Origin of the sequence: Candidatus Marinarcus aquaticus, assembly GCF_004116335.1 — a bacterium.
In the GTDB taxonomy this organism is placed as follows: Bacteria; Campylobacterota; Campylobacteria; order Campylobacterales; family Arcobacteraceae; genus Marinarcus; species Marinarcus aquaticus.
On record NZ_PDKN01000010.1, the window covers coordinates 43,910 to 57,961 of the forward strand.

General features: G+C 32.9%; 11 protein-coding genes. 9 read left to right on the top strand and 2 right to left on the bottom strand.

Going from position 1 to position 14,052, the window contains the following annotated elements:
• Position 1: 1 nt before the first annotated feature.
• Positions 2 to 394 carry a 4Fe-4S dicluster domain-containing protein gene (locus tag CRV04_RS11675; RefSeq protein WP_128997034.1) on the top strand — a complete coding sequence of 131 codons (393 nt, stop codon included), beginning with the start codon at positions 2 to 4 and terminating at the stop codon, positions 392 to 394.
• 7 nt (positions 395 to 401) lie between these two features.
• Here the strand turns inward: CRV04_RS11675 and CRV04_RS11680 are convergent, their stop codons facing one another.
• Complete coding sequence (locus CRV04_RS11680) at positions 402 to 1,355, bottom strand: helix-turn-helix domain-containing protein (protein ID WP_128997035.1); 954 nt, start codon at positions 1,353 to 1,355, stop codon at positions 402 to 404.
• Between the two features lie 106 nt (positions 1,356 to 1,461).
• Here CRV04_RS11680 and CRV04_RS11685 point away from each other — a divergent pair, with 106 nt between their 5' ends.
• The gene (locus CRV04_RS11685) at positions 1,462 to 3,573 is read left to right on the top strand and encodes a TonB-dependent receptor (protein WP_128997036.1); all 2,112 of its coding nucleotides are present in this window, start codon (positions 1,462 to 1,464) and stop codon (positions 3,571 to 3,573) included.
• Between the two features lie 151 nt (positions 3,574 to 3,724).
• Here CRV04_RS11685 and CRV04_RS11690 read toward each other — a convergent pair whose 3' ends face one another.
• On the bottom strand, positions 3,725 to 5,833 hold the full coding sequence (locus CRV04_RS11690; RefSeq protein ID WP_228126550.1) for a TonB-dependent siderophore receptor: 2,109 nt from the start codon (positions 5,831 to 5,833) through the stop codon (positions 3,725 to 3,727).
• 185 nt (positions 5,834 to 6,018) lie between these two features.
• Between CRV04_RS11690 and CRV04_RS11695 the strand changes: the two genes are divergently transcribed.
• The 7 genes from CRV04_RS11695 to CRV04_RS11725 all read left to right on the top strand — a co-directional run bounded on the left by CRV04_RS11695 (position 6,019) and on the right by CRV04_RS11725 (position 14,043).
• A complete protein-coding gene (locus CRV04_RS11695; protein ID WP_128997037.1) occupies positions 6,019 to 7,872 on the top strand; it encodes a sensor domain-containing diguanylate cyclase in 1,854 nt (617 codons plus the stop codon).
• A gap of 65 nt (positions 7,873 to 7,937) precedes the next feature.
• Positions 7,938 to 10,247: a cache domain-containing protein gene (locus CRV04_RS11700; protein ID WP_128997038.1), complete on the top strand. Its 2,310-nt coding sequence runs from the start codon at positions 7,938 to 7,940 to the stop codon at positions 10,245 to 10,247.
• A gap of 55 nt (positions 10,248 to 10,302) precedes the next feature.
• On the top strand, positions 10,303 to 10,731 hold the full coding sequence (locus tag CRV04_RS11705) for an ATP-dependent zinc protease family protein (protein ID WP_128997039.1): 429 nt from the start codon (positions 10,303 to 10,305) through the stop codon (positions 10,729 to 10,731).
• Between the two features lie 2 nt (positions 10,732 to 10,733).
• Entirely contained in the window at positions 10,734 to 11,669 is a 936-nt protein-coding gene (gene rimK / locus CRV04_RS11710) for a 30S ribosomal protein S6--L-glutamate ligase (protein WP_128997040.1), read from the top strand.
• A gap of 6 nt (positions 11,670 to 11,675) precedes the next feature.
• The gene (locus CRV04_RS11715; RefSeq protein WP_228126551.1) at positions 11,676 to 12,719 is read left to right on the top strand and encodes a succinylglutamate desuccinylase/aspartoacylase family protein; all 1,044 of its coding nucleotides are present in this window, start codon (positions 11,676 to 11,678) and stop codon (positions 12,717 to 12,719) included.
• Between the two features lie 15 nt (positions 12,720 to 12,734).
• On the top strand, positions 12,735 to 13,280 hold the full coding sequence (locus tag CRV04_RS11720) for a mechanosensitive ion channel domain-containing protein (RefSeq protein WP_128997041.1): 546 nt from the start codon (positions 12,735 to 12,737) through the stop codon (positions 13,278 to 13,280).
• Positions 13,261 to 14,043 carry a CorA family divalent cation transporter gene (locus tag CRV04_RS11725; RefSeq protein WP_128997042.1) on the top strand — a complete coding sequence of 261 codons (783 nt, stop codon included), beginning with the start codon at positions 13,261 to 13,263 and terminating at the stop codon, positions 14,041 to 14,043. Before CRV04_RS11720 ends, CRV04_RS11725 begins: the two co-directional genes overlap by 20 nt.
• The last annotated feature ends 9 nt before the right edge of the window (positions 14,044 to 14,052 follow it).

Sequence of the window (14,052 nt, forward strand, 5' to 3'; positions counted from 1 at the left end):
AATGCGTTGGTTTTTTGAACGATTTTTAAACCTTTTTAGAAAACCTCAAACGGTGAACTACCCCAAAGAACCGCTTGAAAAAATAAAGAACTCTCGAGGTTTAATTGAGTATGGGGAAGAGCACTGTATTTACTGTTTAAAGTGTGAAAAAGCATGCCCACCCAATGCGATTCTTTTTGTTCCCACAAACCATCCAACCAGTAACGAGCACAATAAAAAATCGCTTACATATGAGTACAATCCTTGGTTGTGTATCTATTGTGGAGAGTGCGTACGAGCTTGTCCTAAACCACAAGAAGCTTTATGGCAAAGCAATAAAAAACCCTCCATTGCATTGGGGCATCAAGAAGTGAATGAAAAATGGTTTGAAATTGAAAAATTAAAGTCAAAATGATGGTGTTTTATAAATAATATCTTTTTTGTTTTTTCCTAATATTAATGGGAGAATACCCAAAATGTTTTTTAAATACAGTACTAAAATGACTTATATTTTTATACCCTACTAAATAAGCAGCCTCGGATATATTTATATCATCTGTTTCTAAAAGTTTTTTTGCTTTATTCAGTCTATACTCTTGTAAAAGTCCATAAACCGTATTGCCAAAAAGTTGCTTGAAACCTTTTTTTAATTTGAATTCATTTATAGCTGATTTATGTGCTAATTCTTTTAATGAAGGAGGATTGTTAATGTTTTCAAAAAGTATCTCTTTTGCTTTATGTAAAGCCTCTATATCCTTTTTATTTAAAAAGTGTAAACTCTTAGATGAAGATTCATTTAGATTATTGATAGTATTATATGTTAGTTCTAATATTTTTGATTCATAATACAAGTCTCTAATGTTCTCTTCTATTAATGTAATTTCACTAAGTTCTTTTAATAAAATATTTTGCTGTAATAAAATTTGGTTACTTAAATTTAAAGATAATTTATTTTCATCTTTAATAAGAGATTCTAATAAGTTATCCTCAAAAACTAAATAATGAAAAATATATTTTTTATTTTTTTGATATAATGCTTTTTCTTTTAAACCATTAAATCTTTGCCCTTTATAATATGTATTTGTGTTTAAATCTAAACTACTTGAATAATTATTAGATTCCATTTTAATATTTGTACTTGTATTAAAAATCAAATAAGAAATATTTTTATTGTATTGTCCTTCTAAAATAGTATCTTCGTGAAAAGTTGCAACACAAGAAGAATAATTTATTCCTGAACCTGTATTAAAAAAATTCAAACTCATATTTCCAAAATCTTCTTCCAAAATAATACTTCCGCTATTTCTTTTTTCATAAGGAGAAAATTCTTTTTCTATTCTATCCCATAATTGACTTGTGCTTATATATGTACCCATTAAATACCTTTAACAAAAATATTAATCCCTAAAAGAAAATATTAATATTGATAACTGTTTTCAATTAAATTATAATTCATCTTAATTTTTCATTAAGGAGACAAGAATGAATATAAAAAAGATATTAAAACTATCAATAATATCTCTTATGGCAAGTCAATATTTATATTCTGAAGAGCTAAAAGAGGATACGAAAGATACAGTCAGTCTACCATCTATCACAATAAATGCGAGAAAAGAAACCGAAGATGCACAAGAACTACCTTTTGGAATTTTTGTAATAGATGGAAAAGAGATCAGAGAAAAAGGTTTTTTCAGTACAGAAGAGATATTGCGAACAACACCAGGTGTAAGTATCAACACTTCAGGTGGAGCAAATGTTTCAAGTGTATCTATTCGTGGTGTAGGAGCACTATATCCACTTAGTATGGATGATGCTTCTGTCGCTGTTAATATGGATGGCTCACCTATAAGCTCTAGGCATTTGTCATTAGCTACTTTTGATATAGAACAAATAGAAATATTAAAAGGTTCACAAGGAACACTTTTTGGAGGGTTAGGTGGTGCAGGAGCAATCAATATTACAACAAAAAAACCTACTCAATATACTGAAGGCTATTTTCAAAGTGAATTTGCAGAAGAGGAACATAAAGTAGATTTAGCAATAGGAGGATCGTTAACTGAATCTTTAAGTACCCGTATTGCAGTACATCAATCATCATATGAATATCCCATTACAAATATTCAAACAGGAGAACCCGTTTCACAACCAAACCTTTTAGGTGTTAGAGGAGGTTTACTCTGGGATATTTCTGATGATACATCAGCTTTATTAACCATAGAACATCAAAAGAGTGAGCATATGGGAGAAAACATCGTTTTACAACCTTATAATGATGACCCTAAGATGGATCTGACCCCAGGTATTTATGATAATAGCTATAAAGAGCTAGACAAACAGTCTCTTCAAATAAAACACATTTTTAATAATAGTCAATTAACATCTATCTCTTCTTATTCTGATGTTTATAATATTTCACCTGTCGTTTTTGATCGTCTTGTTTATCAAGCAATGATGGGTTCTTCTAATGAGTATTGGAGAGAACAAGAATCATCAGATAAAGTATTTACTCAAGATTTAAGACTCTCTTCTTTGCCAGGAGCTGATATTTTTTGGGTAGTAGGAGCCAGTTTTTTAGATTCTGACAGAACATATAATCACTCTCGTATGGGAGGAGCTAATTTTGTAGTATATCCAGGAAATCACCAATTTAGGGATTTTGATACTAAAAGATATGGAGTTTATGCAGAAACTACAATTCCAATAAATGAGAAATGGAAAATTACAGGTGGCATTAGACAAACGTGGGATTATAAAAAATATAAGGCTACTTATACTCAAAATTTTAACAGTGTTCAAGATCATGATGAGCTTAACGATAGCTTTACGACGGGTCGTCTGGGAGTAACTTACGCTTTAGATGAAGACTCAAATCTCTATGCAACTGTTTCAAAAGGGTATAACCCAGGAGGATTTCAAGATTATGGAGAAAATAAAGGAGATGCAAAATTTAAAGCAGGAAGTATTTACTCAGCTGAAGTTGGTATAAAATCAGAACTTTTAAATCATAGATTAAGAATAAACAGTTCAATTTTTTATACCAGTGTAAAAGATAATTATATGATTGATAGTACAGGTGTTTCCTCTTTTGTTGTCAATGCTGATACCAAAAGTATAGGGTATGAATTAGCTCTAAATTGGTTGGTAACTGAAAATTTTAATCTTGCAGGAAATTTTGCTTATACAGAAGCAACGATTAGAGATTATGTCAATAATTCTTTGGGTGGTCCTGTTGATTCAGGAAATGAGGTTCCAGATACTCCTAAAGTTCAGGGTACTATCTCTTTAGCATATAAAAAAGCATTACCAAATATAAACATATTAAATGCTAGTAGTAAATTAAATACCAGATTAGACTATACATATATGTCAAAAAGAGCTGCTGATGTACAAAATCATTATGATTTAGATGCCTATAGTAAAGTTGATATGCATGTTGGTTTAATTTCAGGAGATAAAGAAATTTATATTTATGGTAAAAATATTTTTGATGAATATTATGATTTATATGGATTTTATGATAATGCAACTTCTGTAAAATATGGTGCACCATCAAAAGGACGAATTGTAGGTCTAGGATTTAAATATACTTTCTAAAAAGTAGGCTTCGTGCCTGCTTTAAGTTCATAATCTTTTTAGTTCTTATGCCACATTTTTATAAAGGAAACCAGATATGAAAAAAAGTATCATGTTTTTAACGGCTAAACTTCTTAAAATACCAAGAGAGAAGTTCCTCCTCTCTTAATATTTAGAAAGCGTATTTTAAAGAAAGTATGGCACTTCTAGGTGCCCCAATAGCCACTTGACTATAAAAACCTACATTTGAATAATACTCTTCATCAAAAACATTATCGATATTTAATTGTGCGGATAGATTTTTTGTAAATCTATATTTTGCCATTGCATCCACAATCGTATAAGCCTCTTGATATACTCCACTGTTTTCAGTTGCAGTTTGCCAATTTAACCCAGCTCCTAAACTTAATTTTTCAAGATCATATTTTGTAAATAGTTTAAATGTTTTTCTTGCTTGATTTTGATTGACATCATTTTTATCAGCATCCCTTGCAATAAATTGTGCATATCCTGCACTAAGACTCCAATTTTCTGTAATTTCTCCATTGATTTCTATTTCAAAACCTCTACTTGTCGTTCCTTCAGCTGCCACACTTGCAACAGATGTTGTTCCTGGAACAAAGGCTCCTGTTGGATCATTTTGTGCTAACTTATCTTGTTCAATTCTAAATACTGAAAAACTTGCATCTAACTTGTCATCAAAAAACTCTGCTTTTATTCCCGTTTCATAACTTTTTCCTTCGATTGGATCTAAGAAACTTCCGCTTGAATCTCTTTCATCTTGAGGTTTAAAAATATCAGTATAACTTGCATAAATTGAGTAATCATCGGTTATATCATAGACCAATCCAATATATGGAGTAACAATATTGTCATGTTCATAACTTAAATTAGTTACACGTTCTTCTTTTTCATAATTTGTAATCCTTGCACCTGTAATTAACTTTACACTATCACCAAGTGAAAATCTACCTGCTAAGTATGCGCCTATTTGTTTAGTCTCTGAGTCTAGGTTTAAATCTTTTTTTCCAAAGTTTGGTTCATCAATATTTCCATCCCATTCAAAGAAATTCCCTAAAGAACCAACAGACGCACTGGCTGAATATGCTTTAGCCTTTTGTTTGTTATATAACACACCGGCTAAAACTTCATGCTCTTGTCCTGCAAGTTCAAATGGAATAGAAGCATAAATATCAATATTATCTTGTTCTCTTTCAAAATCACCTAAATAACCACTTCCTGATAATCCTAATCCCGTATTTTTATCTAAGTTTCCAGAAGCATAGGAAAGTTTTAGGTCTGCATTATTGTCTGTTTTCGAATAGCCTGTATATATTTTAATATCATTTTTAAAATAGTGTTCTAATTCAATAAAATAGTTTTTATTTTCAGAAGTCCAATAACTCCATTTAGGAGCGGTTGTTTTAGAAGAATCCCAATTGGTTTTTGTTCCATCTGAAAATTTAGAAGGTAAACCTCCCCACATGCTACCTCTTGGGTCATTATCTTGATAACTTGCTCCTATAGAAAGCTTTGTATTGTCCGTTAAATCTGCTTCAACAATTCCATAAAATACTTTTTTCTCTTTTTCATAATAGTCTTCAAAAGACTCTTTATCTTCTAAACTTGCAGCAAATCTTGCTCTGATTTTTCCATCTTGTGTAAGTGGAGTAGAGATATCAACACTCCCTTTATATTTATTCCAACTGCCACCTTCAATACTTATATTACCCGTTAACTCTTTACTGTTTGCTCTTTTTTTGATTAAATTAATAGCTGCAGAAGGATCACCTGCTCCACTAATCAGACCATTGGCACCTCTTACAATCTCTACTCTATCGTAAATTGTTAAGTCTTGTTGAGATTCCCCTGTACTGTATCCAGAATTCCAACTGGTTGTAATTCCATCAATTTGGTAATTACCGATATTAAAACCTCTTGCAGAAAAAGATTGCCTTTCACTGTCTGATCTATTTACTGATAATCCAGTGACACTATTGACTACATCTGCAATTGATTCTAACCCTCTGTCTTTTATCTGTTCATTTGTTATAACGCTTACAGACTGAGGGGTATGTTTAGGTGATAGATTTAATCTTGTTGCACTCTTCATTGAATCAATGGTATAAGAACCCGTTGATTCAGTATCACTTGAACTAACAATATCCACTGTTCCAAGAGATGTTTTATCTTTTTCATTTTCAGCTGCGAATACTGAACCATGAATTAAGAAGGCTGCACAAAGAGATAAACCAAATATTTTTTTATTTCTTATGTTCACAATATTTCCTTTCTGATAGTAATTATTAAAATTAAAATAAACGAATTATTTCTTAATTATTCTTAGAAGAAAATTGTAAAATATCCGAACATGATAAGGAAATGAAAAGTGGTTTGTAATTGAAAAATTAAAGTCAGAATAATTGTGTTTTATGTATACTAAGCTATACAAAAGGAAAACATCAGATGAGTTCAAAACAGTTTCGGTTTATGTTCTTTTTATATTTTATGATTTTTGGATTGGTGATTACTGTTTGCAGTTCTATTATTGGATATGAACTGCAAATGCAAAGCATTGATGAACAAATAGATAAAAATGCCCAAGAAGTAGCGATGGTCAAAAAAAACATTACGCTTAAACCCATTTTATACAAGATGGATATGTTGCTTATGGCCTTGGCACACAATGAGAGTTTAAAAAATTATATAACCGATAAAAATGATGGTCAAAAAGAGGTTGTTAAGAATCTCTTTTTGACCATAGCGATGACCGATCAATATATTATGCAAGCGCGTTATATTGATGAATCGGGAATGGAGGTTATACGTGTTGATCGTTTGAACCTTTTTGATAAACCTTTTATGGTTGAAGATAAACACCTTCAAGATAAAAGCAGAAGAGATTACTTTACAAGTGTTAAAAATACACATAAAAACGCCATTTGGTACTCCAATATTGATTTGAATATTGAAAACGGAAAAATTCAAGTTCCCTATGTACCGACCATTCGCATTGCAACGCCACTGTATGTATATAATGAATTTAAAGGTATGGTGATTTTAAATCTTTTGGCTAAAGAGATTTTAAACAGTTTGAATAAATCTGCCTCTTTTGAACACTATATCGTGGATAAAGAGGGGAATTATATTTTACATCCCAATGAACGTTACTCATTTTCAAAATATAAAGGTATCAATCGAACACTTTATGATGATTTTCCTACAACAGCAACTCAGATACTCTCACATCAAACCAAAGGAAAAGAGTTTTATACGGTGCCTTTAGAAGATGTGCTAGAGAATAATGATCAAGCAATTTTAGTATTGAAACCTAAAAAAGAGTATGAAAGCAGTTTGATAAAAACCAATCTGAAGACCACTTTTTGGGTACTGCTTTTAAGTATTATCATCAGTATTCCCTTGGCACTGTATGCTTCACTGGTGCCTTCTAAACTTCAAAAAGAGCTGCTCTCCTCTAATAAAGAGTTACAACGTTTTAAAAAAATCATTGATACCCATGTGATTACAGCAACAACACAATTAGACAGCATCATAACTTCTGTGAGTAAAGCGTTTGTGAAAGCTTCAGGGTATCAAAAAGATGAACTTATTGGTGAAAAAATGAATATTATTCGCCATCAACAGACTCCCAAAGAGCTCTTTACACAATTATGGAGTACCATTGAAAAAGGTGAACAGTGGAAGAGTCAGATTAAAAACCGACGTAAAGATGGCAGTGAGTACTGGTTGGAACAAAATATTATTCCTATAAAAGATGAAGAGGGTAATATCGTAGAGTACATGGTCATTGGAGAAGATATCAGTGCCAAAAAAGAGCTGGAATCTCTTTCGATGATTGATCAGTTAACGAAAATATATAATCGAAGAAAACTTGATGAGATACTTGATCATGAGTTTAATCGTGCTATTCGATATGAAAAACCATTAAGCATCATGCTCATTGATATTGACTTTTTTAAAAAAATCAATGATACTTACGGGCATCCTATTGGCGATGAGGTGTTGTATAGTGTGGCTCAAACTTTTAAAAATCATATTCGAAGTACCGATTATGTAGGACGATATGGAGGAGAAGAGTTTATGATTATTTGCCCTGAAACAAAAAAAGAGGATGCCATGATTTTGGCTGAGAAACTTCGAAAAACGATTGAAGAGTATCCTTTTAAAGTGATTAAAAATGTGACTGTGAGTATTGGTGTGAGTGAATATATCGCTGAATTTTCTGTAAATGAGGTCATAGAAAGAGCAGATAAAGCATTGTATAAAGCAAAAGCACAAGGCAGAAACCAAGTCATTTAGTTGTAAATGAAAGTAGTAGTATTTAAAAGATTGTTTGCTATAGTATGTGTATTGAAGGATAAACAATGAAGTTCCTAAAAGAGGAAAAACAACTGGTACGTTTGATACAAGTTGGACCGGCTATTTTTAGTACCATTATTCTGTTGACTTTAATCACTTTTATACTTTGGAACAAAGAACAACAACTTAAAAGAGAGATTGAAACGGTCACTGAAGTCTATTATGAAGATCATAAGCATGAACTCTATAATAAAGTCAATATCATCCATGAACAACTTCAAGAATTTGTACACAATGAAGAAAATGAACTGAATAAAGAGTCTTTAAATCGTGTTTATGATGCTTATACTATAGCAGAAAATATCTACAACAAATACCAAAACACTAAGTCCAAAGATGAGATATTGCAAATCATCATAGAGGCTTTAAGAGGGATTCGTTTTTTTGATCAAAAAGGGTATTTTTTGATTTTTGGTTTGGATGGAAAAATCTATTTAAATGATGCTTTCCCTCAAACAGAAGGTTCCAATATCAAACAATACTCCAAACAGTTTGAAGCCTTAGAAGAAATTTTAAACACAAAAAAAGAAACGTACTACAGTTGGGATTGGTATAAACCTGAAGATCCTCATACCCTTTATAAAAAAAGAGGCTTTTTTAAACGGTTTGAACCTTATAATATCATGTTTGGTACGGGGCATTATATGGATGATTTTGTAAAATCCAATCAAGAAAAGTATCTGGCAGAACTCTCTAAAATACGATACAGTTCCAAAGATGAATACATATTTGTAGTGGATTATACGGGGACAATGTTAACGCATTTTGATTCTCATTTTATAGGAACCAATGCCTTAAATTGGAAAGATCAAAATGGTTTTAAATTCATGAAAGCGATGATTGATTTAGGGAAAAAAAAGAGCGAAGGCTTTGTAAAATATGACGGTGTTGTACGTCCTTCAACGGGCTATAAAACAGAAAAAACCTCGTATATTAAAGTATTTGAACCTTGGCAATGGGTGATTGGTTCAGGGTTTTATAATGAAGCTTTAGAAGAACTGATTTCTGCTAAAAAAACAGAGATAGAAAAAAAGAGTTTAGAAAATATTCAAACAGTTTTCCTCTTTTTAATTTTAACGACAATAGGAGTTTTAATACTTTCATCTATGGTGGCCCGAATTTTAAAAGAGAAGTTTCAACGTTTTAAAAGAAGCTTGGCACATGAGTTGCTTAAAAATGAGAGACAAAATGAGATACTACAAGAGACGTTAACAGAGAAAATAGAGTTAGAGAATGTTATTTTTAACTCCAATATGGTCTCCATTACAGACATAGAAGGAAATATTTTGTATGCCAATGATGCTTTTTGTCAAATCACTGGTTACAGTAAAGAGGAACTCATAGGGCATAATCACAGTATTATGAAATCACCTCAAACTAAAAAAAGTGCACATAAAGCTTTGTGGAATACGATTTTAAATGGTGATATCTGGAGAGGAATCAGTCATAATATAACAAAAGAGGGCAAAGATATTTATTTGAATACCACGATTTCCCCTTTACGAAATAAAAATGGAGAGATAGTAAAATTTATTGCCACGCGGTTTGATATGACGGAAAAGGTTAAAGCCGATTTTGAGTTAAGAAAAAAGGAGAATATCTTAGTTCAACAAAGTAAAATGGCTGCTATGGGAGAGATGTTGGGTGCCATTGCACATCAATGGAGACAACCCCTTTCGGTCATCTCCATTGCTTCAACGGGTGTTAAAATGCAAAAAGAGTTGGATGTGTTAAGCGATGAATTTTTATATGAATCAATGGATTCGATTAATGATTCGGTACAGTATCTTTCTCGAACAATTGATGATTTTAGAAATTTTTACAATCCCAATAAATTAGAATCCAATTTTGATATACAAGATGCTTTGGATAAAACCTTTAATCTTGTTAAAGTGCAGTTTGAAAATAACTGCATTCAAGTCATTAAAGATATTCAAAGTGTAAAACTCTTTGGCTTGCATAATGAACTTTTACAAGTTATTATTAATATTTTAAACAATGCCAAAGATCAGTTGGTGCTTACACAAAGCAGAGACAAATATGTGTTTGTTACGGCCAAAAAAGAGAATGAAAATTTAACAATAACAATTTGCGACAGTGCTGGTGGCATAAACAAAGAGCATCTTTTAAAAATCTTTGATCCCTATTTTACAACCAAAGATGAACATCATGGAACCGGTATTGGACTTTACATGAGTCAAGAAATCATAGAGAAAAACATGGGTGGAAAACTTGAAGCATATAATCAAACCACTGAACATGAAGGCAGAAGCTATTTTGGGGCATGTTTTAAAATTACATTACCAATAAGGTAGTCCTTTTTTTAGTTAAAAAGAGGATATAATATGGCTTTAATTTATGAGGAACACTATGAACGATAAAAAGATTATAGGTCGAAGAGAGATTGTCTCTATTTTAGAGTTGGAACTTGAAGACCTTGATGCCAAAATTGATACGGGTGCAGATTCAAATGCATTGCATTGTGATGATATTTTTGTTGATGATGAAAACTTTGTACACTTTAAACTATTAGATGAAGTACATCCATCGTATCATGGAAAACAGATGAAAATGCCACTGTATAAACTCAAACGAGTAAAGAGTTCAAACGGAGAGACGCAAGAGCGTCCAAGTATTAAAGTCACTGTAGAGTTTTTCGGCAAAAAATACAGAAGTGTGATCTCTTTGACCAATCGAGCAGACATGAAATATCCCATGCTCATTGGAAGACGTTTTTTAAGTAAACGATTTTTAGTGGATGTTTCACAAGATTATTTAACAAAAACATATAAAGGATAATAATGCGAGTCTATATTTTATCAAGAAATAAAAGTTTGTATTCTACCCAACGTTTGGTTGAAGCAGCAGAAGAAAAAGGTTGGGAAGTTCGTGTTATTGACTATTTAAAGTGCAGTATTGAAATCATGAAAAATGAGTTGAAAATCAACTATTTAGGGAAAGAGTTACCCGTACCTGATGCGATTATTCCAAGAATTGGTGCGAGTAGAACGTTTTATGGAGCAGCGATGGTGCGACACTTTGAGATGATGGATGTCTTTACAGTTACAGGAAGTTTGGCCATTAAACGAAGCCGAGATAAACTGCGAAGCCTTCAAATCTTGTCTAAAAATGGTGTGGATATGCCAAAGACCGTTTTTGCTTCAAATAAATCAAATGCCAAAGACGTCATTGAGTTAAGTGGTGGTGCACCGTTGGTTCTAAAAATTTTAGAAGGCACACAAGGGGTTGGAGTGGTTTTAGTTGACAGTGAAAAAGCGGCTAAATCTGTTCTGGATGCTTTTTATGGGATGGATGTAAATTTACTGGTTCAAGAGTACATTGAAGAAGCAGGAGGAGCAGATATTCGAGCTTTTATTGTAGGTGGTGAAGTCGTTGGTGCCATGAAACGACAGGGAGCTGAAGGGGACTTTAGGTCTAATTTACACCAAGGAGGCAGTGCCTCTGCTTATAAACTCAATCGAAAAGAGAAAGCCACGGCATTGGCTGCAGCCAAAGCAATGGGCTTAGGTATTTGTGGGGTGGATATGATCCCATCTAAAAGAGGTCCACTGGTCATGGAAGTGAACTCATCTCCTGGTTTAGAAGGAATTGAGGCATCAACAAAGATTGATATTGCAGGAAAAATTATGGAGTTCATTGAGAAAAATGCCATTGATAAATCGGCTAATGGAACGAAAAAAAGACGACGAATTAAAAAAGATAACATTGGAGCATAAGGGGTAATGACTAAATTGATTATTGGTGGGGTTGAGATTTTAAAAGGAAGTCGTCAAACGCTCAATATTGAGTTACCTAAATTGTATAATACACCAACAAATTTACCCGTGCGTGTGATACGAGGGAAAAAAGATGGCCCCACCGTATTTATCAGTGCCGCCATTCATGGAGATGAACTCAATGGTATTGAAATCATTCGACGTATTCGAAAGCTGAAGATTTTAAGTCGTTTAAAAGGCACACTGATTCTTGTTCCTATTGTCAATGTCTATGGTATCATGACGCTTTCACGCTATTTGCCTGACCGACGGGATTTAAATCGAAGTTTTCCTGGAAGTACACGTGGTTCATTGGCCAGTCGTGTGGCAAAAATTTTTTTTGATGAGATTGTCAGCAAGTGTGATTTGGGAATCGATTTGCACACGGCATCCATTCATAAGTCAAACTTACCACAAGTGCGTACAAACTTGAACAATGAATATACCTTTAATTTGGCCAAAGCCTTTGAAGCACCTGTGGTATTGCACTCAGAGTTACGTGATGGTTCTTTAAGAGCGGTGGCTCAAGACAGAGGTATTCCTATCTTACTTTATGAAGCAGGGGAAGCATTGCGATTTGATGAAACCAGTATTCGAATCGGGGTAAAAGGTATCATCAATGTTTTAAGAGAAAACGGTATGTTGCCTAAAGTGCAAGAGAAAAAGCGACAACGCATCCCTGTAGTTACACGAAGCAGTCAATGGATACGAGCGAGTGAAAGTGGCATGATTCGTACGATTAAAGCTTTGGGAGATACCGTACAAAAAGATGAAATCATTGCTTATATTGACGAACCTTTGGACAATAACACGTATGAAATACGTTCGGTTTTTGATGGTATCATCATTGGCAAATCAGAGATTCCGCTTGTTCAAGAAGGGGATGCCGTTTTTCATATTGCAAAGTTTAAAAACCTCGAAACGGCTGAAAATAAAATAGAATATTTCAGTGAAGATGCGATTGAATACAGTGAGTTTCATGAACTCAATAATGAAGAGATTATTGAATAAAAAAAGAGAGAAGGTATGGAAAAAAATATTGTTTTAACATTGGTTTTATTGGTATCCACGATTATCATGCTCAGTGGTTCAAAATATTTTTTGCGTAAGATTGGAAATACAAAAAGAGTCAATGCAAAAAGAGTTTTTTATATCTCAAAATCGATCAATGTCATTGTCATTGTGGTGGCACTTTTTTTAGCTGCGGCCATTTGGAGTATGAACTTTGATGGTATTTTGATTTTTATCTCCTCTATTTTTGCTGTCATTGGAATTGCTCTGTTTGCTCAATGGTCGATTTTAAGTAACTTAACTTCCAGTATCATTATCTTTTTTACTTTTCCAGCAAGAGTAGGGGAGCGCATTAAAATAGTTGATGGAGATAACTCGATCACAGGAAAAATTGTGGAAATTTCACTCTTTCAAATACACATTGCCAATGAAGAGGGCGATTTGGTCATTTACCCCAATAATCTCTTTATTCAAAAGCCCATTATTAAAATCAATAAAAAGCAAAACAAAGAGGTGAAACCAATCAAAAAGGTGAAAAAAAATGATGACAGCAAAACTTGATAAATTTCACTTAAAGGATATCATGAATGAGGAACACCCTTCAATGTTCACTTTGCATGATGAGTATGATATCCTCATCATGAGATTGCCTTATCGACACGATGATGAATATACTTATGTCAGTCATGCCTTTGTCTTCACGGACGAGTCGTACTATTATTATGATAAAAACAAAGGCTCTTTTGAAGATTTAAAATCCATCAATGGGGTTTATACTTTGTTGAATCGAAAAATCAATCTGACCATGCAAATGACCGATGATATTTATGATAACATCGAAATCATTGAAGATGGATTTTATGAGTCAGAATATCTCAAAGGCTTTAATCATGTCTGGTTTTCATATAAAAACTCTTTAATCAAAATCAATCGAGTTTTAAATAAAACCATCGAACAACTCAAACGGTTTATTCAAAATTATAAACGCGAAGATGACTTCTTACAAATCAATTTCAGTGACCTTTTAGAGCATCTAGAGAGAACCCATCGTACGGCCACACACTCTTTAGAGAAACTCGATGCGTTGTATAACTTCTATGTGAGTACCAGCAATGAAAAAATGAACCGTACTATTTATGTGTTGACCCTTCTTTCAGGTATTTTTCTGCCTTTAAATCTGATTGTAGGATTTTTTGGTATGAACACCACAGGTTTGCCTTTTAGTCAGACAGAAAACGGTACCTTTTCTGTTATTGTTATGTTGGGTTCCATGGGAATTGCTGCTTATTTACTCTTGCTTTTATTAAAACGAAATCAAACTTAAAGGATACGA